This is a genomic window from Roseburia inulinivorans DSM 16841, assembly GCF_000174195.1.
GTDB classification, from domain to species: Bacteria; Bacillota; Clostridia; order Lachnospirales; family Lachnospiraceae; genus Roseburia; species Roseburia inulinivorans.
Genome location: NZ_ACFY01000137.1, coordinates 1 through 24,869, shown reverse-complemented (window position 1 = coordinate 24,869; position 24,869 = coordinate 1). Strand labels below are relative to the sequence as shown.

General features: G+C 36.9%; 28 protein-coding genes and 2 pseudogenes. 1 reads left to right on the top strand and 29 read right to left on the bottom strand.

Going from position 1 to position 24,869, the window contains the following annotated elements; translation table 11 throughout:
* Positions 1–41: 41 nt before the first annotated feature.
* From ROSEINA2194_RS13955 to ROSEINA2194_RS13865, 19 genes and pseudogenes are all read right to left on the bottom strand, one after another.
* Positions 42–290 (bottom strand): hypothetical protein, encoded by a 249-nt coding sequence (locus ROSEINA2194_RS13955; RefSeq protein WP_044928216.1) that lies wholly within the window; start codon positions 288–290, stop codon positions 42–44.
* 278 nt (positions 291–568) lie between these two features.
* On the bottom strand, positions 569–811 hold the full coding sequence (locus ROSEINA2194_RS13950) for a type II toxin-antitoxin system RelB/DinJ family antitoxin (protein ID WP_265336056.1): 243 nt from the start codon (positions 809–811) through the stop codon (positions 569–571).
* Positions 812–831: 20 nt separating this feature from the next.
* Positions 832–1,578, bottom strand: coding sequence for a hypothetical protein (locus tag ROSEINA2194_RS13945; protein WP_007888510.1), 747 nt, complete (start codon positions 1,576–1,578; stop codon positions 832–834).
* Positions 1,563–2,522: a hypothetical protein gene (locus ROSEINA2194_RS13940; protein WP_044928211.1), complete on the bottom strand. Its 960-nt coding sequence runs from the start codon at positions 2,520–2,522 to the stop codon at positions 1,563–1,565. Before ROSEINA2194_RS13940 ends, ROSEINA2194_RS13945 begins: the two co-directional genes overlap by 16 nt.
* Positions 2,523–2,693: 171 nt before the next feature.
* Positions 2,694–4,598, bottom strand: a complete 1,905-nt coding sequence (recQ, locus tag ROSEINA2194_RS13935; RefSeq protein ID WP_007888506.1) for a DNA helicase RecQ — start codon at positions 4,596–4,598, stop codon at positions 2,694–2,696.
* A gap of 40 nt (positions 4,599–4,638) precedes the next feature.
* Positions 4,639–5,616, bottom strand: a complete 978-nt coding sequence (locus tag ROSEINA2194_RS13930) for a restriction endonuclease (RefSeq protein WP_081453925.1) — start codon at positions 5,614–5,616, stop codon at positions 4,639–4,641.
* On the bottom strand, positions 5,580–6,665 hold the full coding sequence (locus ROSEINA2194_RS21245) for a hypothetical protein (protein WP_007888503.1): 1,086 nt from the start codon (positions 6,663–6,665) through the stop codon (positions 5,580–5,582). Before ROSEINA2194_RS21245 ends, ROSEINA2194_RS13930 begins: the two co-directional genes overlap by 37 nt.
* 43 nt (positions 6,666–6,708) lie before the next feature.
* Positions 6,709–7,161, bottom strand: a complete 453-nt coding sequence (locus ROSEINA2194_RS13920) for a YaiI/YqxD family protein (RefSeq protein WP_007888502.1) — start codon at positions 7,159–7,161, stop codon at positions 6,709–6,711.
* A 21-nt stretch (positions 7,162–7,182) separates the two neighbouring features.
* On the bottom strand, positions 7,183–7,596 hold the full coding sequence (mutT, locus tag ROSEINA2194_RS13915) for an 8-oxo-dGTP diphosphatase MutT (RefSeq protein WP_044928209.1): 414 nt from the start codon (positions 7,594–7,596) through the stop codon (positions 7,183–7,185).
* A gap of 11 nt (positions 7,597–7,607) precedes the next feature.
* Positions 7,608–10,592, bottom strand: a pseudogene (locus tag ROSEINA2194_RS23620) (DEAD/DEAH box helicase).
* A 19-nt stretch (positions 10,593–10,611) separates the two neighbouring features.
* Positions 10,612–11,721: an HNH endonuclease domain-containing protein gene (locus ROSEINA2194_RS13905; protein ID WP_007888497.1), complete on the bottom strand. Its 1,110-nt coding sequence runs from the start codon at positions 11,719–11,721 to the stop codon at positions 10,612–10,614.
* Between the two features lie 438 nt (positions 11,722–12,159).
* The gene (locus tag ROSEINA2194_RS13900; RefSeq protein WP_207658849.1) at positions 12,160–12,399 is read right to left on the bottom strand and encodes an HNH endonuclease; all 240 of its coding nucleotides are present in this window, start codon (positions 12,397–12,399) and stop codon (positions 12,160–12,162) included.
* Between the two features lie 26 nt (positions 12,400–12,425).
* Positions 12,426–13,061, bottom strand: a pseudogene (locus ROSEINA2194_RS13895) (DNA polymerase Y family protein); the annotation flags it as partial.
* A 266-nt stretch (positions 13,062–13,327) separates the two neighbouring features.
* Positions 13,328–14,704 carry a sensor histidine kinase gene (locus ROSEINA2194_RS13890; RefSeq protein WP_007888490.1) on the bottom strand — a complete coding sequence of 459 codons (1,377 nt, stop codon included), beginning with the start codon at positions 14,702–14,704 and terminating at the stop codon, positions 13,328–13,330.
* Entirely contained in the window at positions 14,692–15,354 is a 663-nt protein-coding gene (locus ROSEINA2194_RS13885) for a response regulator transcription factor (protein ID WP_007888489.1), read from the bottom strand. Before ROSEINA2194_RS13885 ends, ROSEINA2194_RS13890 begins: the two co-directional genes overlap by 13 nt.
* A gap of 14 nt (positions 15,355–15,368) precedes the next feature.
* Positions 15,369–16,109, bottom strand: coding sequence for a lantibiotic immunity ABC transporter MutG family permease subunit (locus ROSEINA2194_RS13880; RefSeq protein WP_005330844.1), 741 nt, complete (start codon positions 16,107–16,109; stop codon positions 15,369–15,371).
* Between the two features lies 1 nt (position 16,110).
* Positions 16,111–16,842 (bottom strand): lantibiotic immunity ABC transporter MutE/EpiE family permease subunit, encoded by a 732-nt coding sequence (locus ROSEINA2194_RS13875; protein ID WP_007888471.1) that lies wholly within the window; start codon positions 16,840–16,842, stop codon positions 16,111–16,113.
* A complete protein-coding gene (locus ROSEINA2194_RS13870) occupies positions 16,835–17,548 on the bottom strand; it encodes a lantibiotic protection ABC transporter ATP-binding protein (protein WP_007888470.1) in 714 nt (237 codons plus the stop codon). The genes ROSEINA2194_RS13875 and ROSEINA2194_RS13870 overlap by 8 nt, the downstream gene beginning before the upstream one ends.
* Positions 17,549–17,827: 279 nt before the next feature.
* The gene (locus ROSEINA2194_RS13865; RefSeq protein WP_227970520.1) at positions 17,828–17,965 is read right to left on the bottom strand and encodes a hypothetical protein; all 138 of its coding nucleotides are present in this window, start codon (positions 17,963–17,965) and stop codon (positions 17,828–17,830) included.
* Between the two features lie 572 nt (positions 17,966–18,537).
* On the opposite strand from ROSEINA2194_RS13865, the gene ROSEINA2194_RS13860 reads away from it, so the two are divergent.
* A complete protein-coding gene (locus tag ROSEINA2194_RS13860) occupies positions 18,538–19,176 on the top strand; it encodes a DUF1847 domain-containing protein (RefSeq protein WP_008705300.1) in 639 nt (212 codons plus the stop codon).
* A 124-nt stretch (positions 19,177–19,300) separates the two neighbouring features.
* Here ROSEINA2194_RS13860 and ROSEINA2194_RS23945 read toward each other — a convergent pair whose 3' ends face one another.
* From ROSEINA2194_RS23945 to ROSEINA2194_RS13810, 10 genes are all read right to left on the bottom strand, one after another.
* Entirely contained in the window at positions 19,301–20,077 is a 777-nt protein-coding gene (locus ROSEINA2194_RS23945; protein ID WP_007888460.1) for a tyrosine-type recombinase/integrase, read from the bottom strand.
* 15 nt (positions 20,078–20,092) lie between these two features.
* The gene (locus ROSEINA2194_RS23940; protein ID WP_007888458.1) at positions 20,093–20,254 is read right to left on the bottom strand and encodes a hypothetical protein; all 162 of its coding nucleotides are present in this window, start codon (positions 20,252–20,254) and stop codon (positions 20,093–20,095) included.
* The gene (locus tag ROSEINA2194_RS13845; RefSeq protein ID WP_007888454.1) at positions 20,242–20,616 is read right to left on the bottom strand and encodes a desulfoferrodoxin family protein; all 375 of its coding nucleotides are present in this window, start codon (positions 20,614–20,616) and stop codon (positions 20,242–20,244) included. The genes ROSEINA2194_RS23940 and ROSEINA2194_RS13845 overlap by 13 nt, the downstream gene beginning before the upstream one ends.
* Positions 20,617–20,727: 111 nt before the next feature.
* Positions 20,728–21,270 (bottom strand): rubrerythrin, encoded by a 543-nt coding sequence (gene rbr / locus ROSEINA2194_RS13840; protein WP_007888452.1) that lies wholly within the window; start codon positions 21,268–21,270, stop codon positions 20,728–20,730.
* A 15-nt stretch (positions 21,271–21,285) separates the two neighbouring features.
* A complete protein-coding gene (locus ROSEINA2194_RS13835; RefSeq protein ID WP_007888447.1) occupies positions 21,286–21,909 on the bottom strand; it encodes a flavin reductase in 624 nt (207 codons plus the stop codon).
* Positions 21,902–22,309, bottom strand: coding sequence for a Fur family transcriptional regulator (locus ROSEINA2194_RS13830; protein WP_007888446.1), 408 nt, complete (start codon positions 22,307–22,309; stop codon positions 21,902–21,904). The genes ROSEINA2194_RS13835 and ROSEINA2194_RS13830 overlap by 8 nt, the downstream gene beginning before the upstream one ends.
* 126 nt (positions 22,310–22,435) lie before the next feature.
* Positions 22,436–23,185, bottom strand: coding sequence for a peroxide stress protein YaaA (gene yaaA, locus ROSEINA2194_RS13825; RefSeq protein ID WP_007888445.1), 750 nt, complete (start codon positions 23,183–23,185; stop codon positions 22,436–22,438).
* Positions 23,185–23,640, bottom strand: a complete 456-nt coding sequence (gene bcp, locus ROSEINA2194_RS13820) for a thioredoxin-dependent thiol peroxidase (protein WP_007888444.1) — start codon at positions 23,638–23,640, stop codon at positions 23,185–23,187. Before bcp ends, yaaA begins: the two co-directional genes overlap by 1 nt.
* A 3-nt stretch (positions 23,641–23,643) precedes the next feature.
* Entirely contained in the window at positions 23,644–23,853 is a 210-nt protein-coding gene (locus ROSEINA2194_RS13815; protein ID WP_007888443.1) for a DUF6219 family protein, read from the bottom strand.
* Positions 23,854–24,042: 189 nt separating this feature from the next.
* Complete coding sequence (locus ROSEINA2194_RS13810; RefSeq protein WP_007888442.1) at positions 24,043–24,816, bottom strand: DUF134 domain-containing protein; 774 nt, start codon at positions 24,814–24,816, stop codon at positions 24,043–24,045.
* Positions 24,817–24,869: the final 53 nt, after the last annotated feature.

Genomic DNA, 24,869 nt, shown 5'->3' with positions numbered 1-24,869 from the left:
TGTAGCAGGCATCAAAATAAAACTGTCCTGGCCTGATTAGTTCAAATCTTTGTATATGGGTTTTTGTATTGCCCGTGGTTTTGTGTTCTGTCACCGTATTGAAGGTTTTTCGTCTTTCTCATACGGTCATAGAAATAATCAACGACAAGCCTGACAAAATACGGCATATTCCGCTGCATCCGATCTCCATTTTTTCTCTCGACGATTTCTTCGACAACTTTTTTCAGCAGCTTCCGGCATTGTTTAAATTCCGCCTCCAGTTTATGGATCTCTTCGCAAAACAGATTCATGGTATAACCATCTCCTTTATTCAAGCGCTTAAACTGATTATACCATAAATCTATGAACAAAGTTTATCTGTAAAGAAAATTGATACAGAGTTTTTCAAAATCGGTCCATCTGCTCCTGGGTAGCCACCTGCCTACAACTTGTATTGCTATTTCCTATCGTTCCGAACAATGCAACCATTGTCCGGCAGCTGTTTCAGGTACCAACAATTCATACGCAATATATTCATAAATGTCCCTCAAATCCTGTCTTGCTTCAGCGGAATATGCCACATAAAAAATCATATGCCAAAATCTCTTTTCATTTCAGCTTCAATGGCATCTGCTGAGTAAACTCTGCCAGCTTTTACATCAGACATACCTTTTTCAATTTCTTTATCAAATTGTTCTTTCGTAAGAGAACCATAGGTCAACGGTGCCGTTCTTGGTAATTTCATTTCAAATGGAATTCCCTTTTGCAAAACAATCTGCCGTAGCAACATTCCTACTGCATTTGACATTGGAATTCCTAACTGATAAATCAACTGTATAACACATCACATTTTTATCCGAATACTTGCTTTAACAACTCCACAATATCCTCATTTTTCAGTCCATATCTTTTCAATGAATTTTGATCAAATGGTTCCTGCTCCAACAAATCAATAAAGCTATGTATATCGGCATCTACTGCTGTCGGCAATTCTTCTACTTTTTCAAGCATAAGCTCCGAAGCAATACGCAAAACATCTTTTTTATGCTTCTTTATGTCACTGGAATCCACTTTCTCACCTAAATCTTTTCGTTTTTGCAAATCAAGATACGCTTTTGCTTTAAAAAGAATGATATATTCTGGTCTTAAAACAGAAAGTCCTTTTCTCACTTCTTTTCCATCGAGAAGTGCCTTATAGTAATCATCATTTAAAAGAATTGCTGACAAACTGGAAACTTCATCATCAATATAAATTGGAGTAATTCCTTTCGCATCTTTTAGTTTAAAATCACTTCTACAAAACAATTCGATCATTTTCGGAAAGTTATCGTCTTCTGGCTTATTAAATCTATAAAATTGAGGGTTGCTACCGTTTGTCGCTTTGTTTCTATATTTTCCATCAACGATAAACCTCCAAAATTTTTCTCCAAACTCCGGAGTTAATGCTTCAACAATCAAAACCATGTCCAGATCTCTTGTAGCCCTGAAATTTACTTCGTTGCTTTCAAACAGAATATCACAGGCTGCACCACCTATTAAAACATACTGTTCTTCATAATCTGCAAAGTACTTCTGAAATGTATCTAATCCTTTGACCATACATATTCCTCCAACATCTCATTAATAGAAATATCTATCCGTTCCTCTTCTTGCTCTTCTCCTGTAAGTGACAATACTACGCTCAAAGGATCCTGCAATCCTTTTCCTGAAAAATCAATGAAATATCCCAGTTCCAAAACAGCACAGCCAATTTCTTCCAATTCACTTACTTGTTTTTCTTCTGTCACTCCACTAGATTTCAGTTCTTTCTTCGTTACCGCATAGGTTAGATAAGCATTATCGGACAAAAGAGAATACTCACATAAAGCAGAAATGCCTGCTTTCTTTTCAAGTTTCATATCTTTTCTCAATATAAATCTTCGAATCACTGGATTTCTTAACATACGCTCAATCTGCTGCCATAATTGTTTTCGGTCATTCGGAATATTTATTACTCTTGATTTACCTTTTATGCCCAACACATCAATATTTAAATATTCCAGTTCATCAAAACACCGGCTTGCAGATTTTGTTGACACTCCCATCCGTTTCGCTGCACCGGATACTTTCACTTCATTCCATCGTTCATAAATAGCCATCAGGAGCATTTTTTGCGTCAAAAATGAAATCAAATGAACTGGTGCTAATTCTCTTTCATTTTCCTTACTCAGCAAATATCCAATAAACGGGAGAAATACCTGCTTCCCTTCTATTACAAAAGGAATTCCTTCTTCCATCATTTTTTCCTTTATATAAAATGTTGTTCGATCAAGGAATATTGCACAGTTTAATCCTGTCATTTTTTCTACGCCAGCTCTGTCTCTACGTAACATAACAAGTCCGGCATCATCTTTTGGATGAATAGCCATCCATAATACACCATTCGTCTCTACTGTAAAAATATCATATCTTCCACGATATGCTAACGGGAGCTTTTTATATACCTCTTTATTCTCCGTCATTATTACATTTTGCCGTAATGTTTTTTCCAAAAATTCTTTCACATTAATCACCTTTTTATAAACGTGACACTTTTTACGTCACATTTATAATTTATCATATGCTATTTCATTTTTCAAGTAATTATATGCTTACATAAAATCCAAGAAAAAGACGTAAGATTCATCTCACGCCTTTCCTGTTCTAACTTCTTTCAACACAATTTCTAACTGTTCCTATCCCACTTCCCGCCTATACTCCTCAATTACCTCAAGAAACCGCTCTCCATACTTCGCAAATTTATTTTCGCCCACCCCTGAAACATCCAGCATTTCAGGCTTGGAAGACGGCTTTTTTGCTGCCATATCGATCAGGGTCTTGTCACTGAAAATAATATACGGCGGCATGCTTTCCTCGCGTGCAATTTCAAGGCGGAGTTTCTTAAGCCGCTCAAACAGCTTGTAGCCGGAAGATGTAAGTGTTTCCACACTCTTTGCTTTCTTTTTCGTTTTGGCTGCCTTTTCCGGCTGTTTATCTTCATCTGTGATCTTAATGGAAACAGAAGCCTCTGGATTTTTCAAACCACTGATATCGCCAAGTTTGAGGACCTGATAATCTCCCACACGAAGATATCCCTCTAATACCAGCTGCTCGATCAAACGTCTTAACAGATTCTTGTTCGTTCCTGCCAGAACGCCGTATGACTTGTAGCGAACAGCTCCTATTTCCTCCAGCCTCGCCGTCTTAGCTCCGGCAACAGTGTCAATGATGATCTGCCTTCCATATCTTCCCTTCGCTTCGTATACGCAGTTGATCACTTTTTTGGCTGCTTCTGTCATATCCAAAGTTTCAAATTCCCGCAGGCAATTGCCACAGTCCTGACATGGTTTTTCCGGATTTTCCCCGAAATACTTTAAAATATAATTACGCAGACATTCTGTTGTATAGCAGTATCGCTCCATCACCTGCAGCCGCCGGGCATCCCTTTCCCTGACCGTCTCCCTGTCCGCCGGATCGAGATCCTGCATTTCCTTATGATCCAATAAAAACCGGTTGATCACAATATCCTGCGGTGAAAATAAAAGAATGCACTTAGCGTCAAGCCCGTCACGACCGGCTCTTCCTGCCTCCTGATAATAATTTTCCATACTCTGTGGCATATTATAATGAATGACAAAACGGACATTCGATTTATCAATTCCCATACCGAACGCATTTGTTGCAACGACAATACTTGTGTAGTCGAATACGAAATCATCCTGCATTTTTTTCCGCTCCACAGCACTCATTCCTGCATGATATTTTCCCACAGAAATCCCCTTGCTCTTAAGCAGTTCATATATATTATCAACATTTTTCCTTGTCGCACAATAGATAATTCCACTGTCACCGCTATGCTCGGAAATATATTTCAAAATGTACTGTTCTTTATTCTTTGGCTTGTCCACTTGAAAAAACAAATTTTCCCTGTCAAATCCATTTACCAATGTAAAGGGATTCTGCAGTCCTAACGTGCAAACAATGTCTTCACGGACGGTTTCTGTTGCCGTAGCTGTAAATGCACTGATGATCGGACGCTTCTCCAATGTTTTGACAAATTCAACAATTTTCATATAGCTTGGGCGGAAATCCTGCCCCCACTGTGAGATACAGTGTGCTTCGTCCACTGTCACCATTGAAATAGGTACGCTTTTTGCAAGAGTGAGAAAACTCTCCGTAGCGAGCCGCTCCGGTGCTATATAAATAATTTTGTAAATGCCCTGTCTCGCTCTCCTGATAGTCTCATTATAATCTTTTTCAGAAAGCGAACTATTGATAAATGCCGCCGGCACTCCTGCCTCATTTAATGCTTTGACCTGATCCTGCATAAGTGAAATAAGCGGCGAAACCACCAATGTGATTCCCGGCAGAAGCACTGCCGGGATCTGATAACACACGGATTTTCCTGCACCTGTCGGCATGACTGCAAAAGCATCTCTCCCCGCCAGGATACTGTCGATCACAGATTTCTGTCCCGCCCTGAATGAATCATATCCAAACAAAATTTTTAATGCCTGTTCGGGGGTATGGTATTTGTCATTATTACATGTATCTTTTGTTTCCGCGTCCGAAGTATTGATATCTTTTGATAATAATTTCATGTGTCATCCTAACTAAAATTGTGTTTGTTTTATGTTATGTTTATTTCTCTATCCCTTTTTCTATTGCATTTGCAATCATCTTCAATCTATTTACTGTTGCTTTAGCATTTTTCATCGTGTATGTTGTATTTTCCTTTGCAGATGCTTGTTTATTCATCTCTAAAACATCTATCTCATCCGTTGAAAGAAGAGAAAAAACATTTAAAATTTCTTCAAGAGAAGGAGAATTATCCGTCATTCTTAATAACAAAAACATATCTCTTGCAGAAATACTTTCCAACATCTCTTGCTCTTTTCTAAAAGTAGCAACGATTAGTTCAATTAAATTCTGTTCTCTTTGCTTTGTTGAAATCAACTCTTGTAATCTTGATTTTCCATCAGGAGATTGAAATATTATCGCAATCTCCTGCAAATTTAATCCCAGTTCTTCTGCTTTTTTTGCTATATCAATCAATTCCTGATCCGTTATTAAGGCAACTTTTTTCCTTGATGCAAAGTTCTTTATTGTATCACCACTAAATCCAGCACCTACAATTGCAACATAATCAGCATTATTCTTCTCTTTATGAGCATCGATTGCCACATCGCTCACATCATTATGTGAAACCTGACCACTTGATTTTGACTTTGCGTCAACGATAGCCGTTACTTTTTTTCCTTCATCATCTATCCAACGTACTACTACATCAGTATTTCCTGGTCCACCTACTCTTTTCGCTTCAAAACCCATATATCTAAATACTTTTGCAATCTCTTCTTCAAAAGCTACTCCTGAAGCTTTTCCCTCTGCTAATGGATCTAATGCTGCTGCACTTAATCTCTCAAACAAATCATTTTCAGATGGATTCTTTTTTGTTTCGGCAACTATATTTTCCTTACTATTTATTTCCTCCATATATACATTTTTATCTGTCAATGGAAGCGTATTCGCAAATTCCATGCCAAAGGTTGTTGCCTTTAAATGCAAGTACTGTGGTTCTTCTAATAATCCAGCTTCAACCAAAAACCAGCTATCCATCTTGCCTTTTCATTATTAAGACCATATTCCTTTGCTTCTTGATAAATTTCATTCCTTGTAACATCGTTTTCTGCAAAAAGAATCATTTCTCCGACAAAACGATAATGGCAATGCAAAATCCTTATAAAGTCTATATCCACTCCTGTTTCACACCATTCCTTGGCAACCGAACTGGTAATATATATATTTCTTCCAACTTCTTCCAGTAACCCAGAAGCCTTCAGAAATGGCATCATTGACTCTATACTGCTTACCTTCAAATTAAACTCATCACCAATATATTTAAACAGCTCTATCCTTGTCACCTTTTCACACGAATACTCTAATATTTTTCTTAAATTTTCAATTTTATTTGGACTTGGAGACCACAAATTATATGTACAACGCTCTTTCTGTAATAAATTGTTATCATATAATTCCTGTATCATATTTGATATTTCTGTCGGAGCCTCGCTAATCTTGTAAGAAACTTCAGCATCTTCGAATGAATCCAGCATTTCTGGAGTAACTAGAATCCATTCTTTCAATGCTCTTTTCCCACTTTCAGTTACTACCCATTTTCGATTTCCAATAATATCAATAAGCCCTAATACTTCTAGCCAATCCATTCTTTTTCTTGTATTAGAACAATTTTTCCACTTCAATTTATATAAATCACAAATTTTTTCATCAACTTCCTGCACGGTGCTTGGTTCAGAATCTAACACATATAAAATCTCTCCAAATATACGAAACCTCTCTTGCATCACACTTGCAATATTATAAAATGACAAATTTCTATGTAACCATTCGCCTGTTTCTGATAAACACAAACTTCCGTTATGATTTCCAACGATTCCAATTCCTTTCAGAAAAGGGACATATTCTCTCCATGTTCTAGGCTCAAAGACACCTTCCAATTTAGGGAAATCATCCATACCGTTTGCATTACCAGATGCAATCTGCTGGATCAATCCTATAACAATCTTTGTATATTCACTTTTACTTCCTAATAAATCTGGAATGGACCATGATTTTTTTCTCCACATATTTTTTATTTCTGTATTCATCAAAATCCCCCTTATGCCGGACTCTTTATCAGCATTCCTTCTGCTATCTTACCTGTATGATTGTCTGTATCATTTTTTCAAAAGATTGAGCAAAGCGCACATCATCTTCTTCTATACGTTTTCTCGGTCCTTTTATATGATTTTTGTGAGAACTTCGTCTTGCTTTTTTGTTAAGATGCCTCTCCATCAACATCTGGTCTATATTTTCATCAGTATACCACTTACCGGATTGATGAATGGCGTATGCACCTTTCCCAAGTGCCATGGCAGCTACCCCATAATCCTGAGATACCACAATATCACCCTTAAGACAAATGCTGATCAGCTTATAATCTACTGCATCAGCTCCTGCTCCGACAATAATCACATCGCTATAATCTGAATATAGCACATGGTTCGTATCACAAAGCAATGTTGTCGGAATATTATATTTTTCTGCCAATGATTCAACAATGCCCACCACCGGACAAGCATCTGCATCTACAAATATCTGCATTATTACCTCTATCCAACTTAATTATCTTGTCATTGAAAGTAAGTTCCTAATTTTCTCAATCAATGTAATATCCGCCGGTAACCACTCTACATTATTCAATTCATCCTTTGTTAACCATCTTGCTGCCTCATGCTCTTTTAGCACAAGATTTCCTCTTACAATTTGACACCAAAAACAATCCATAGAAAGATGAAACTGTGGATAGTTGTACTCAACTGTATCCATCAATTCTCCAACAGATACCTCCGTATCAAGTTCTTCTATAATTTCACGCTTCAACGCTTCCTGAGGTGTTTCTCCTGATTCAATTTTTCCACCCGGGAACTCCCAACCGCCTTTGAAATCACCATATCCACGCTGTGTTGCAAAAATGATTGTTTCTCCATTCTCGTTAACTGCTTTTATAATCGCAGCAACTACTTTTACTGTCTTCATATATCCTCCCATTAAGAATTCACAATGTACTCATAAATATCTTCTCGCACCGGAACGTCAAGTATCCACTCTATTTCCACTGCTGTTTTCTCGGTATTTGTCATTGTAAATTCTTTGATATTTCCACTTGCTGTCATATGACCAAGATAATAGAACTCCTTCGAAACCTTGTCATCCTTGTTTTTTCTTACAAAAAGTTCTACTTGAATACCTCGTTCCTTTGCTTTCAAAAAATTTTGAACATCCTCCGACTGTAAATTTCTTCCAGATTTTGAAATAGCAATCAAACGATCTCTAAATCCTGGTATAAAATGATCTTCATATTTTGTGGTATCACTGATATCCTCTGCTTTATCATAATTAATGAAAACAGGAAATGTTTTCGTCTTTTTATCAAACTTATAACCACCAATATTTAATGGTACTTCGTTTTGCTCCCAGTTCAAAAGTCGGCAAACATCCTCATATGTATATTTCTGATATAAAACCAAATCTGTCTGATCATAAGTGTTCTTGTAATCTCTTTCATATCGACTTATTCCAAAGTCAACAAGTTCCTGAAGCACACCATAAAACTCATCATTTGCCAACATCTGCATAAATAATTTTGTTGGTTTATAATCATTTCCTTCTTGCTCCATAAATACGCATTGCGAATATGTCTTTTTACTTGCTCCAGCAGGAAATTTGTTTGTCATAACATTTACAATATTCTCCTTCTGGTCCTGACTGATATTTTTTCCATACTCTCTCATATCCTCTGATAAACCCGCAAATAAACCAATTTTTGATAAACCATGAGCGTATGTAAGTATTCTCTTTAGTATCTGAAGTTCCTGAATACGTTTTCCATTAGCCAATTTTTTCGAAACAAATTCAATTACTTTTTCTTCATCCTCAGATAACCGGATCTTATATTCTTTCTCATATTTCACCAGAAACTTATAATATGATCCGAGGCTATTGTTATCAAATATTCGCATAACATCCATCTCACCGTAATCATCAAAATCATGTAAACGAGGAATGCGCCCAAGTTTATTCTTTAAATTTGTGTAATTTTCTTTGATAAGCTTAATGTCACTAAAATTTGCATTGTCTACAGATGCAAAAATTCTTTTTCTACTAATCTCATCAAAATGAACCGTGGAAGCTCCGGGAATCACTCTTCCGCCTTCCATAATACATCTACGAATATTGTCCTTGTTATAGGTTCTATCCCCTGATAATGCAATTGGAATCATGAAATTGTTATTGTAATTCCCAATGAAATCCAAAATGACTACATACTCTTTTCCATTTGCTTTTCTAAGTCCTCGCCCAAGCTGCTGAATAAAAACAACCGGTGACTGTGTTGGTCTTAGCATAATAACCTGATTAACCTCAACGATATCAACACCTTCGTTCAAGATTTCAACCGAGAAAATATAATCTAATGGTTGATTCTCAATTGTTGCATCTTCTTCATTCATAGCAAGCCTTTCAAATACATTCTGCCTCTCCTGTTCCGAGGCACTACCATTGAGGGCAATTGTTCTAAATTTTTTTCCTGTTGATGGGTTAATCATTTCATTAAACTTTGCGGATAACTCCTCTGTTTCCTTAATATTGCTACAGAAAATCAATCCCTTCACTTTATCCCCACTATATCCGTAATAGTCAGCCTGATTGATAATATGTTTTACCCGTTCCTCACTAGTAAGCATTGAGAAATCACGACTAGTATCCCCATTATCACCAATGATTGCTAAATCTGTAATTCCAAAATAATGGAATGGACAGAGAAGTTTTTCCTCCATTGCTTGCTGTAATCGAATCTCATAAGCAATCTGATAATTAAAAAGTTCATAGACATTTCTACCTTCCATATTATCATCTCGCTTATCTGGAGTAGCGGTCATTCCAAGCCACAACTTTGGTGTGAAATGATTCATTACTTTCTGATATGTATCTGCTGGAACATGGTGCGCTTCGTCTAAAACAATGCAATCAAATGCATCTTTTTCATACTGTAGTAAATGTTCGTCACGATTTAAAGTTTGTACCGTCGCAAATATATAATCTGCATCATACTCATGATATCAAGCCCCTACTAGTCCCATAGAAACAGACTCCGCAAACACTTTTTCATAAGATTTCTTTGTCTGCCTTGCTAATTGTCCTCGATGAACCAGAAACAATACCCTCTTAAATCCTAATTCGCGCATTGCAAAAGCTGATGCATATGTTTTTCCCGTACCAGTTGCAGAAATCAGGAGTGCTCTGTCCTCGCCAGCCTCAAGAATCTTTTTCAAGTTAATAATGAACCCAATCTGCATACTGTTTGGCTGCAATTTATACTTCTCAATCGAAGTGATTTCTTCCTGTTTTGCAACCTCTCTCTGATGTTTAATAATCTTATAGCGCTCATTATAGTTCTCATAAAACTCATCAAATGTTAATGCATAGTTTGAATTCCATAATTCATTAAATTCAGTAACAATTTCTTTTGCCGTCTCGCCGTGCACTGTTGAAACCAGCTTTGTGTTCCATTCGCGATTATCTGTAAGTGCTGCACTTGTAATATTGGAACTTCCAATAATGATATGATAAATTTCTTCTTTTCTGAAAATGTATCCCTTTGTATGAAATCCCTCATTCGCTACTTCAACATCATACATTTTAAGTGTAATATTCGAAAGTTCATTAAGTTTTTTCAACGCTTTAGGCTCACTGAAATTCAAATAGTTCGTTGTTAAGATTTCACCTTTAATATTTCTTTTTTCTAACTCTTTTAAAGTCTGCAGGAGGGGAGTAATCCCATTCATAGTAATAAATGCTACACTGATTTGAAATCCGTCACATACCAAAAGCTCATCCTCAATGGATGAGAGTACTTTCTTTCCTTCTTTATGATTATTTGATACGAATTGTGGTCTATAGATATTGTTTGAAACAACCGAACCATCAATATATGCTGTTTCAAAACCTAAGCGTAATTCATCAATTTTGCTCACAACTTCCCCCTGCTTTCTTCTATTTTATCCATTCCGTAAATCCACCCATTTTGGCCGAATCATAAACTGGCTGTATCACGTTATATAATCTTTCTCTATAGCTTGGCAAATCAATATCAGGCTGATACAAACTATTTCTAATCTCTGTACTATTTACATGATAATCCAGGCATATTTTGAATTTATGCCGAACTATTTCATAATCATTGCACATCATAAGAGCTTTGTGTTGTAATTCTGCTAACCTTTCAAAATCTTCATAGAGATTCGGTAATTGATTTCCCTTCATGCTATTAATATTCTTTGTTGTTGGGCTTAAATTCCATAATTCATCATGTGATAAATATTGCCACGGTACAAAATGATCGATTGATATAGGTTTATCTTTTAAACTTACCTTTTGATATATTTCTTTTATTTTGGGATCAATCTCAATGATTGTCTTCCAATAATCACTCACTCTTCTTAAATCTCTTTTTTCTGGCTTTTGAATTTTTTCCACAATTCCAGGAACATTCGGATTTCTATCTTGTAAATAGCCGATAAGATTGTATCTGACCCATTCTAATAAAATTGTTCTATTTCGAATTAAGTAGTCAACCCATTCTTCATTAATTTTAAACTTAGAAAAAATCCCCTCAAGTGCAACGAAATAATACAATAAGTGGGCCTGCTCATTTATTTTGTAAACCTTTGACTGACCAGGATTTTTAATTGATGAATAAAAAGGACTTTGCATACAATACGGCACATTTTCTATTAAACATTTCTTATATTTTTTTATTTGGGGATCTGTATTTTCTTTGAGATACTGGATTACAGAACCTCGTTTTGCAGTAGACGATATATTGGACTTCGAATGTATATACTTAACCACTTCCTCTAAATTATCTGTTGTATTACACGGACCTAAACGTAATTTAAACTCTGTAACCATATACCATGCATCTTCTATCATTTGATTCAGAATTTCATCATATGTAAATACAACTTTATCTTCTACGATATTTTCCAATATTGCCTGGAACCAAAAATACTTATAACAATTGGAAATACGTTTACGTTCAAATACTTTACTTAATACACCTATATTCAGTTTTTCATCAAACGGTATTCCTGTTATTATCATCCTATTTTCCTTCTCGATAAATATATTCTTAATTATATCCCCCCTTTTTGTTTTTCACAAGTTTATACAAAAGTTTACATTGCGTACTTTTTGAAAATTCTTTGAATCGCAAAAAGCGCCAAATTCATCTCTGAATTCAATAGCTTATATTGTTTCTTCCATCAATTTCTTTTATCCGACCTACAGTTCTTTCAGAACCTCCCCGATATCTTCGTTCATGCAGACAGACTTTCTCCTTATTTCTTCCGGTGCATATGCTTCGCTCTGGTTCAGGCACACATAAAATGCATTCCGTACTTCTCCAATCGTTTTTGAAGAAATACTTCATATCTTTATTAACCTTAAATTTTTATAAACCTTACACTTTTATATCATTCCTTACAAAGTGCATAAAAAAGAGCCAATTAACATTATCGTTAATTAGCCCAATAATAATTTCTATTTATTTCCTTTTGCCCTATTATGTGTTTTACAAAGCATTTGACAATTACTAATATCCGTTACTCCACCTTTACTCCAAGCTGTTACATGGTCTGCGTCCATTTCACTTAATTTCCATATCTTCTTTTTATTACTATTATTCTCTAAAGCACATAACGGACAATTTGATATACCTTTACTTTTAGCCTCCTCTGTTTGCTTTGTATAAACAATTTTCTTTGTTGGTTCATCAAACACCCTTACCTCTAACAACCTAGTTTCTTTTCCTTAAATATCTGATATGCGTATGCAGCTATTTCTCCGGTAATGTTTGTCGCATGGTCAATCTTTTTCTGACGGGTAAAAGAGAATAATTCATTATCCCTGACACTTATCTCAACCACTCTGCACCGGAATCCATTCTCACGAAGTCTTGCTGCAACACTCTCAGCCAGAATATAAAGAACAATCTTTACATCCTCATCGCATACTAAATCCTTTGGTGTCGTTGTGCTGTTCCCCACGGATTTGATTGGAGCGTGGGTGTTCTCCAGCTTGACAGGTGAATCATCATAGCCATTAGCAAACGACCATAAGATACTGCCAATCTTTCCAAGGTGACTGTTAAGCACATCTTCATCTGTTCTTGCAAGATCACCTATGGTTTTAATACCAAATAATGCAAGTTTTCTGTTCGTACTTTTGCCAACGTATAGAAGATCTGCCACCGGAAGCGACCAAGCCTTCTGCTTAAACTCACTCTTATACATAGTAGTGATAGCATCCGGCTTCTTGTAGTCAGAACCCAGCTTTGCAAATATCTTATTGAAAGAAACACCAACACTCACTGTGATGCCAAGCTCTGACTTCATTCTCCTGCTGATTTCCTGTGCGATAAGCAATCCATCCCCTTTAAGGGAATGTTATATTAAATGAAAAAATCATTTGATATCATAACAAAAGTTATATTATTCTCTTCTTATATGTGCATATAATCCCAACTATAATGATAGTTATGTAATAAAGAATAGTACGAGCATTTTTAATTTTATCAGCTATCATAATTCTGTATGCCTCCTTCTTCCATGAGATTACAGCAAACGTAGTAGTAATGTCTATCAAAAGGCTTTTACATATTAGATAAAAGCATGTAAAATTTCTTTTACATAGCTTAATTGCGGTCTATTTAGCTTGTTTCTTGACTACTCAGGAAAAATATTTCTACCCTCGCCCCACCTGTATTTTCAGAATTTGAAAGTTTAATCCCTCCGCCATATTTTTCAGCCACAGTTTTTGCAAAAAATAGCCCCATCCCATAATGGGCTTCGCCATTTCTACTTGTGTCATCCATAAAAAACTGCTCTGTGCCATGCAATAATGCTTCTTTTGTAAATCCTGATCCGCTATCCTCCACAATGAATGTCAGCCGGTCATCCTGCTCCTTTGCGTCAATATAAATGATTCCATTTTCTTTTGTATGCTCCACTGCATTCTGAATCACATTCATTACGGCTCGGAACATTGGATCATAAGCCATCGTTACCTTTTTATCACTTTGTTCCGCCTTCCAATCTATCTTCTGGTGATAGATTTCTACCAGTCCGAGTGCCTGTTCCTTTATATCTGCGAAAAAATCTTCTAACCTCACCGTTGTATAGGTAACATCACTGCAATTCCATGATTTTGTGACATCTATCAACTGTTTTACATAACTTTGTATCTGTGTTGTGCCGTTCAAAACATAAGTGATATTTTTCTTCTGTTCTGTGGTCAGTTCAGTCTCTGAAAGTAGTTCTGCATTTCCCCGTACAATCGTAAGAGGTGTTTTAATATCATGCGCCAAAGCAGACATCTGCTGTTTCTTTTCCTGCTCTGTTTTCCACTGCTTTTCTAAAGATTCTCGCAATGCATCTCGCATATCATCGATTGCCGATAAACAGTCATCAAACTCTTTGATACCGGAACAGGATGTCTCATATTCCAGATTTTGATCCTTTATTTGTCCGATTGCGTCTAATACAGGCTGCATCTGCTTTTTGATTCTTTTTCCAAAACGTATGGACGGAATGATGATAATCGCTACCGCTCCAATCACTGACATAATACTCATCACATTCTGTGGACCTATAAAATGCTCCCTCAAAAAAGCTGAATGATATTGAGGTGTCAGGCGATATTGCAATACAACATATTCATTTTCCCTTACAATTACTTTATAAAAATATTTCCCGGATGCGTTTCCGTACTTTGCAACATTCCATGCTATCTGTTCGTATTGTTCTGACAGATCTCCACCTATTTTCTCTCCATTCTCTGAAAAGATTACATAATCACAAAGTGCAGGAATCATCTCAGCAGTTACTTTATCCGCACGTAAAATCGTATCATATGCTTCATTAATCTTTTGCTCTGCATAATTCGCCGGATAGATACAGCCCACACTAATCAAAAGGTACAGCAGCAGCCAAGCAACAATCACCAAACCTACTAATGATCCAAGCATGACCAGTACATATCTCATAAAAATCCAGCTGAGTGCATTGCTTCTCTTTACTCTTCCCATTTATATCCAATCCCCCAGACTGTTTTTATCGGTGTATAATCATAATCCGCAAATTTTGCTCTTATATTTTTGATATGCGTGATAATGGTACTGTCATTACTCTCATTGTCAAAGCCAAAGACCGCTTCCAATATCTGTTCCTTCGAGAAAACCTGTCCTCTGTTTTTAGCCAGAAATTCACAGATTTCGTACTCCGCTTTCGTAAGAGGAAGTTCCTTATCATCAACCAATAGTTTCTTTTGAGATATTTGAATACAGACCCTCCCCAAAACCATCCGGACAGAATGTTCCCTGTGCTCTCTTCTAAGATGTGCATTGATCCTTGCCCGAAGTTCCATCACTCCAAATGGCTTTGAAATATAATCATCTGCTCCTAAAGAAAGTCCGTTTACCAGACTGTTTTCCTCCGTTTTTGCCGTAAGAAACAAAATCGGACAATCCACAAGTGCCCTGATTCTTTTGCATAATTCGAAGCCATCAATTCCAGGCATCATAATGTCCAGTAAAATCAGGTCATAACGATGTAATTCTTCCATATTAAGTTTCAGCGGATTACTTACCTTGGTAACCAGATGTCCATCCTTATTCAAAATGCTTTCTATCATTTCCAGAATTGCCGGTTCATCATCAACTGCCAGTATTTTTGCCATAGTTTCCCTCGATTCTATTCCGATATTCTGTTTCCTTCCCAGTGGTTTACCCACCAAAAATAGTATACCATACTAATCCCTGTAAATATTAAGCAACCTGGTATGAATGACAACCATTCACCTACACTAGTTTCTCCCAATACAGATTGCAGATAAGTATATGGTACTCTACCCGTCCAGCAGACAAATACATATTTCCACACATAATCTCCAAGTCCGGTAAGCATCAATGCACTAATTAGTCCTGATATAATCCCTGCTCCAATGGATACCCCTTTTCCAAACTGAAAAGCCAGAATCAGCTGCCACAGATAAAGTGGAACACTGCTTCCCCACAGCAGCAATGCTGCAAATATACATCCTTTCATGATTTCAATATCGCTTGATGCGATTCTTCCAAATCCAATTCCGAATATGATTGCTGTCAATAGGATAGAGCACAGACACAAAACCAGCAGCATCAACAGTTTCGATAAAAATGCTGCAGGTTTATCCGGTAAAGACAACAGATTTTGAAAATCACCTGCATTTTGTTCCTGTTCCATCACACTTGCTGTAAAAATTCCAATAAGTACCGGAAGTCCTGCTCCTATTGCCTGATAAAATGCAATCACTTTCATATTTTCATTCCATGGTGAAAAAAAGTAATATATTAAAAATATAACGCTGGTTATAATCGGAATCAGTAAGTGTGCCAGAATCACAGATGTTCCTTTCATCTTTCGCAAGTCTGCATTAAGAGATCTTCCAATCATCTTATTTCACCTCTCTTCTCTCAAACCATTTCAAAAACAGAACCGTTACAAAAACAAACCAGATGATTGAGAGACACATTCCCGGAACAATGACTCCCGTATCCAAAAGAGGATTCCCTGCTTCTGCGGCAAGTCCATTTGGTAAAACATGAAGCAACGAGCACATCATTCGCATAGGGATTGCAGAAACAAGTACATACCAGATTCTGGTTTGTGATATTACCACACCGCTGACGGTAATAAATAGGCAGACGAACAGGTTTACAATCATTCCAAATCGTTCACTTAAAAATAAAGCTACCGGAATCTCCCATAACTCAGAAACCGTCAGAAACAATACTGCAATCAACGCTCCTCCAACTGGAACATGTGTCGTTAGAAGAAAGCCTCCAAGCGTTGCTCCTGCAAACACAATCACATTAGAAAACAAAATCATGTACCCAATATAAATAATTTTCCCCAGCAACAATTTTCTTCTGTCTGTGGGAATAGTCATTAAATGATAGTATTTTATCTTTTTCTCCTGCGCCACAGAAAGATAACAAAATAGAGCAATCATCCCCGGCAGCAAAAGTGTATACCACCAGTTCCAAACACTTTCTGCATAAGCATTTGTCATCCCAAGAGTAAATATAAATGCCATGACAAATGTAAGAAGAGGAAATCCCCAGATAAACTTTTTTCGCATGGTTCTTTTGGCTTTTTGATGTTCTGCTTTTATAATATTAACCATGGATTTCACCTGCTTTCTGGTTTTTTCTTACCACATTCATAAACAAATCTTCAAGATTATCTCCCTGCTTTAATGCTCCTTCGTATCCTAAGATTCCACCTGAAATAATCCCGACTTTATCTGCAAGTAACTGTACCTCTGAGAGAATATGACTGGAGAGAATTACAGTGATTCCCTGTTCCGGAAAAGACCGGATCAGCTCTCGTAATTCCTCGATGCCTATTGGATCTAATCCATTCGTAGGTTCATCCAATATCAAAAGTTCCGGTTCTCCAAGCAATGCCATTGCAATGCCTAGTCTTTGCTTCATCCCCAAAGAAAACTGCCCTGCTTTCTTCTTGCCGGTGTTTGTAAGTGATACAATCTGCAAGACCTCATCAATTCTGTTTTCATCTGCACCAAGCAATAATTGTCTTACCTTCAAATTCTCTCTGGCGGAAAGATTTTCATAAATAGGCGGATTTTCAATTAACGCTCCTATTTTTGACAAATCTTTCCTATCCCAAAGTTTTCCATCAAAGTAAATCTTTCCTGCAGTTGGTTTCATCATACCGGTCAGCATTTTCAATGTGGTAGATTTACCAGCGCCATTCGGTCCAAGCAGTCCATAAATCTGTCCCTTTTCGATATTAAGTGAAACATTATTTACCGCTTTCTGTTTTCTAAAATATTTACATAGATTTTGTGTCTGTAACATCATTTCCATCTTTACTATCCTTCCTTCTATATTTCATTTCTTACTGAAATATAACCTAACAGAAAAAAATAAAGATTTGATGAAGATTTATTCCCGTATGGAATAAACCATCAATTGAATATCATTATCAGAACTCGGCTTTCCACTGAAATCAGCAAAGCTGTTACAAATACGAAGTCCTAATTTACAGAATATCTCCGTGATTTCATCCAAACTATATAACCTTATAGGATTTCCTTCTTTCATTTCAGGCTTATAAAGTGCTTCTCCATACATATAGTCTACAAATCATCTATCCATTGCTTTATTAATGGCATCATCAAGTGACTCTGCCTTTACTCTCTGTACTCTTGAGAGCACTTCCTTTATCTCGACATCAAATTCTTTTTCCATCCGGTAACCGCCTCCTACTCCAATCATTTTCATCGGCTCTTTTCTTCCTTTACCTGCTTTTTCTGAAATGGAGTAAAGGAGTGGCAACATCCCTAGTTAATAAAAACTGGATTTTTACTATGAGAACGGCGGCTATGAGATAGAAATTGCATATACTGGCGAATAAAAGAACCGCTGTTGCATGGTTTATTGGCTTCCATGTAGCTGGTATTCGGCTGAGGTATTGAAAGAGCTGGGATTGAAATGAGGGAAGTGGATAAATGTTTTGATTGGCGAAATAACCTATACATGATAGTATAAATCCAAAGATGATGGTCTATCAGAGAGACTGTTATATATCTTCAAGTTTAAAAAGATAATTTTCAATAATTATTCAAAAATCAGAATCGACAATTCCTGACAAATCAACCCTGAATCGGGGAACGTTTCTCATAGAAAAGAACTACAAAAATAAGAAAATAAAAACGGAAAACCATTGTCTGTAGTATAAGTATTTGTTATTATGAAGTAAATAGCGGATATTTTACAAAGTAAAGCTTAATCTAGAAAATCTGCCAGTGGCAGGCCTCTGTAGATACCAAGGTATACAAAAGGAGAATGAAAAAATGAAAAAAGAAGACATGTCCTGTATCGACTGCGCAGTAAAAAACTGCAACAAAATGGATAAAACCTATCCGGATTTCTGTCTGACAACACACATGGATGAAGAAGTTCTAAATGAAGCTATGGAATGCTACAATGAAGACGAGAACCGCAAAGTCACAATCGCTGCAGCTGAAGTAGAGTATGAGAATTACTGCAAACATACCCGTGTCGAAGAAATCATGGATTTTGCAAAGAAGATTAATGCGAAAAAGATCGGGATCGCAACCTGTGTCGGATTGTTGAAAGAAAGCCGTATCCTGGCAGATATCCTGCGCAGACATGGCTTTGAGGTGTATGGTGTCGGCTGTAAAGCCGGAACACAGAAGAAGACATCGGTCGGCATCCCGGAATGCTGCGAAGGTGTCGGTGTGAATATGTGTAATCCGATCCTGCAGGCAAAGCTTCTGAACAAGGCGAAGACGGACCTGAATGTTGTGGTCGGACTTTGTGTGGGGCATGACAGTCTGTTTTACAAATATTCCGAGGCACTGACTACGACAGCAGTGACGAAAGACCGTGTATTGGGGCATAATCCGGTGGCTGCGCTTTATACTGCGGATAGTTATTATTCGAAGTTAAAGAAGAGTGAAGAAGAGTAATATTTCTAATTTGGGCGTTTAAAGATACATAAAGATATCCCATTCAAGCATTTCTCTTTTTATCCAACGAAAGAAAGAACACACAACACTCTGTATGTTCTCTTTCTGTATGTGAAGTCCAATATTATACTTTGAAGTAACTATCCAATCCTTTGAACTCTTCCGCTTTCATTTCTTTTGTAACATCAGCATAGATGTTCAGTGTAGTTGAAATATCTGAATGTCCGAGTGCGTCTTGAATGACCTTTATATTTACTCCAGCTTCACACATTCTTGTTGTAAATGTATGTCTAAGCGAGTGGCAGCTAAAATGAGGAAGTAACACATCAGGTTCATCACTGTGCAAAAACTGCTCATCATTGCAATCACGGATAATTCTTCGGATTGCTTTGTTGAGTGTGGCTTGGTGCTGTGCCTGACCAAAACGATTGATGAAAATAAAATCTGTATATCCGTCAATCGTGACCTCGCAATGAAGTCCTAAATCTTCCTGCTTCTGTTTCTCATGTTCAAATGTTTCCCTTGCCGCTTTCGGTATTACAATCTGACCTTTGCTACCGATAGTGACTGTCCCCCATAAATCCCAGCTATTATCATCAGAATCAATACTATTTCTTATAATATCAATGATATCTGCAAGATGAATAATCCTTGCGAACAATGGAATTTCATTCCACTTTTTTTGAAAAGAGCCAGTTCCATCGGCATGTTCATGATGATACAAAATCACATTTGAAACATCTGTTTTAAAAGGAAGTTTAGTAATATTCTTTTCACCATATATACAATGGAGATTCGTTTTTTCCTCAGATAAATCTTTTTTTAGGTCAATAACAGAATCCTTTTTAAGCTCCTCAGAAATATATTGTGTCAAAGCATTATCATGCAGTAAAGCACACATGGCTAAATCTTGTAATTAATCACCTTGAATTTTCCAATATTCAGCCATGCGTATACTTATATAAGCCACTCTTTTTCCATGTTTGTTTTTGATATTTACCAACTCTGCTTCTATACAGTCCAAAGCATAGGAACAGGCTCCTGCAAGTCCGATAATATCTATACTTAGCATTTCCATAATCCATGCAGGTTACAATATGCATATACTTCTTCTACCTGTTCACCATCGCAAAGACAAAAATCTGCTACCGGCTCCTGTCCCGGAGTTAGCTGCTTTCTGTAAATACCCTGATTTGTATTTAATGTAATCCACTCAATGAAATGCTCTTCAAGCATTGGATGTTTTGTTTCTCCGACTACAACATGAACATGCTGTTTGTCCACTGTATATACAGGAACATGCTTCTCTACAGCAGCATCTGTCACTCCGGCCTTTAACTCGTGCATAGCCTCGCCACAACATATTACCGGCACGCCCTTATCCTTTACCATTTCAATAATGTTTCCACAGTGATTGCATACATAATATTTTACTTCCATCTTTTTTCTCCTTCCATGTGTAAAAAATAAAATCTAAATTGCTTCTATAACTTTTTTAAGAATCCGCCGATCCATTAAGCTTTAATGCTTCTTTGGAATTATCTCATATCTTTAATAATTCTCTTCATGTACTTCAAAATAGCTCTGAGGATGATTACATACCGGACATACATCAGGCGCCTTAGTTCCTACCACAATATGTCCACAGTTACGGCATTCCCATACCTTAACTTCGCTCTTTTCAAATACCTGTGCAGTTTCAATATTCTTAAGAAGTGCACGATATCTCTCTTCGTGATGCTTCTCAATCTCTCCTACAGCCCTGAATTTTGCAGCAAGCTCATGGAACCCTTCTTCATCAGCAGTTTTAGCGAAGCCTTCATACATATCTGTCCACTCATAATTTTCGCCTTCTGCCGCTGCCGCCAGGTTTTCCTTTGTATCACCAATTCCTGCTAATTCTTTGAACCACATCTTTGCATGTTCTTTCTCATTATCTGCAGTCTTTAAAAACAATGCTGACATCTGCTCGTAACCTTCCTTTTTCGCTACAGAAGCAAAATAGGTATACTTATTTCTTGCCTGTGATTCCCCTGCAAATGCCTCCTGTAAATTCTTCTCTGTCTGTGTTCCTGCATATTTGTTTGCTGCCATCTCTTTTACCTCCGTTTACTTTACTACTTTTTCAAAATCTGATGCCGGGTGCTTGCACAAAGGACATATAAAGTCATCCGGTAATTCCTCGCCTACATATTCATATCCGCAGATTCTGCAACGCCATATTGTCTGACCGTCCTCTGTTTTTCCAACCTCCTGTGGCTTAGGCTTAATATTATTCTGATAATAATCATATGTTACTGAAGGAACATTGCTTAAAACTTCCATATCGGTTATCTCACCGATAAACATCGTATGTGAACCCAAGTCCTCTGTTTTAGTAGCTGTCACAGAAATGTATGCATTTGTACCTTCTGTAATATAATAAATACCATTTGTGCCCCTGGCACACTGCTCAAAGGCTTCAAACTTATTGGTATCTCTTCCTGATTGGAAGCCAAAATGTTTGAACAATTCAAATTGTGCCTTCTGACTTAAGACTGATACAGTAAATTTTCCGGTTCTTTGAATCATATCATGCGTATAATTTGCCTTATTCACACAGATACTTAACTGGTTTGGTTCCGAAGCTGCCTGAATGGCTGTATTAATGATGCATCCGTTATCTTTTTCTGCTTCTTTAGCGGTCAATATAAACAGTCCATAACTCAACTTATACATTGCTTTCCTATCCATGCTGTTCCTCCTTTACCTTCTCCCTGCATTTCGGGCAAATGCCTTTAAATGAAATATCATAATCCACAAATTCAATTCCATGAGTGTTATGAATTCTTTCCATCAAATCCGGTATTTGATCCATATCCACATCAAAAACTTCACCGCACTTTATACATCTTACATGGTAATGATTTTTCAATGTAAAATCAAATCGGTTCGGTCCATTCGGAACTTCAACCTTTCTTAATGCACCTTCCTCTACCAATATATCAAGATTTCTATATACAGTTCCTTTTCCGATTGTAGGATATGCTTCTTTTATAAATTCATACACTTCATTTGCCGTAACGTGCCTTCTCATTTCGTATACGGTATTTCTTACAAGATCTTTTTGAATGGTATTTCTCCTACTTGTCATTTGCCCTCCTTATTAGGATTAGTTCTTAATAAGGATTATATACCACTATTATCCTGTTGTCAATAAAATAGTAATAATTCTCATTATTATAAAAGCTACCAAACTGAGCATCTTTTACCTTAATAACTATTTTATTTTGCGTTCAAATACATATTCTGAATCTGAAGATAAATCAGACCTAAACGAATATCCGAGTCTGTCAAATTTCTGAACCTCCAACGGATTTTCAATATTATTTTCCGCTATGAATCTGACCATTTCACCACGAGCCATCTTGGCATAGGTACCTTTTGTTACCAATTTATCTCCGGCTAACTCACAAAATACAATCGTAATATATCTGTCCTGTGGTGTCAGATACTTTTCTATACATTTTGAGTATTCTTTTGATGCAAGATTAATGATAATCCTACTGTCATCGATTACTGAGCGGTATAACAATTCTCCCCAGTACTCATACAGATTTTTTGCATCTCCAATTCCAACCTTTGCCTGCATTTCAAGACGATAAGGAGTCACACCATCCATTGGTTTTAAAATGCCATAAAACGCAGACAAGATTCTTAAATGATTTTGCAAATACTCAAACTGCTGGATTTCAAACACAGATGGTGCCATATATTGAAATGCAATCCCTTCATATGCTAAAACAGCCGTAGTAAGCCTGTTATAAAGATCCATATTCTCCAATCTGTTAAAGTTCTGCTCTGCAATCTTGTCATTACATTTCCAGATAGCTTTCAGTTCTTCTTTTGATTTGCTTTTCATCCAGTTTAATACTTCTGCTGTCTTATCAATATAGACAGGCAGTTCAACCGGCGCTAAGTTATCGGTATCTACAATCATCTTTTTTGCAGGTGATAAAATAATCTTCATTATGCCAATTCCTTGAGCATATTTTCAGGATCATCTGCCGCCTTGACTTTATCATTTGCCTTTATAATGATTCCCTGCTCATCAATAAGATATGTAGTTCTTACTACACCCATAGATACTTTTCCATAATTTTTCTTTTCCTTCCAGACATCATATGCTTCAATAACTTTACGCTCTGGATCTGCTAATAGCGTAAATGCCAGTCCATATTTTTCTTCAAATCTCTTGTGAGAGGCTACAGAATCCTTACTGACTCCAAGGATCACTGCGCCTTTCTCGGTAAATTGAGGATAACGCTCTGAAAAACCACATGCCTGTTTTGTACATCCTGGTGTATTATCCTTTGGATAAAAATATAAGATCACTTTTTTTCCTGCATAATCGCTTAATTTATGCATTTCTCCATTCTGATCCGGCAATTCAAAGTCCGGTGCTTTGGTTCCTGACTCTAACATTTACTATTCCTCCGCTTCTGTATTTTCCACCTGTTTTCTTACTCTCTTATTAACTGAAATCATTTTATGTCCAGTGTACATGGACATGATCATACATATAAGAGTGCTGCATGCAAAATACTTATGACCTGATTTGGATCCTTTATATCCTGTATAAAAAGTTCCAATCATAGTAATTAACGCTCCCATTGACCAATACTTATGTGCTTTCATTTTATACCTCCAAATTGATTAAACTTTTTCCAAAATAAATATCTCTGGATTATGAACAATATTATACATTCCATCCATTACTTTCGACAAGCAGAGAAAAAAAATAATCAATCCAAATACAAAAGGATGTATCACGATAATTCTTACATTACCTTGACGCATCCTTTCGTGTTGTATTTTTTATTCTTCTTAATGACAGCTATGGTTTCCACATCCATGCTCACCACATGTATGTCCTTCCCCATGGTTGTGCTCATGGTGAGAACACTTCACATCCGGATTATACTCAAGTGTTTCATTGATAAAAGCTTCTACCGCTTTATCTGCATCTCCTGAAACTCCTCCGAAAAGCTTAATTCCTGCTGCCGCTAATGCTGTCTGTGCACCTCCTCCGATTCCGCCACAGATCAGAACATCTGCATTCAACGCATTAAGAACTCCCGCCAATGCACCATGTCCGCTTCCATTCGTATCTACTACTTCTGAATGTACTACTTTTCCTTCCTCTACATCGTAAATCTTAAATGTCTCTGTGTGTCCAAAGTGCTGGAAAATCTGTCCATTTTCATATGTTACTGCTATTCTCATGATACCTTCTCCTTTTTCTTCTGCATATTTTTTGTAAATTTCCTGTTTGTAACATCCTCCAAAGCTGCAGTTGCTGCTCTCACCATCACAAATTCTGAAATCCCCACCCTCGATTCTGAGTGGATGTCCATCAATGAGTGCATCTGCTATTTTCTTCCTGGCAATCTCGTAAATCCGTTGGACCGTCGTTCTTGCGATCTGCATAGATTCTGCACACTGCTCCTGACTGTAACCTTTCTTGTCCAAAAGACGGATTGTCTCGTACTCATCTACCGTCAGAACAATGGGCGTTTTTTTCTCAGTATCATCTGCCGGAAGAAATTCTAAAATTTGTGGGAAATGACAGACTTTTCTGCATTTTACTGGTCTCGGCATAAACTGCTCCTTTCTCGCTTTTCTTATATGATAGCCCTATAAAAGGCATATGT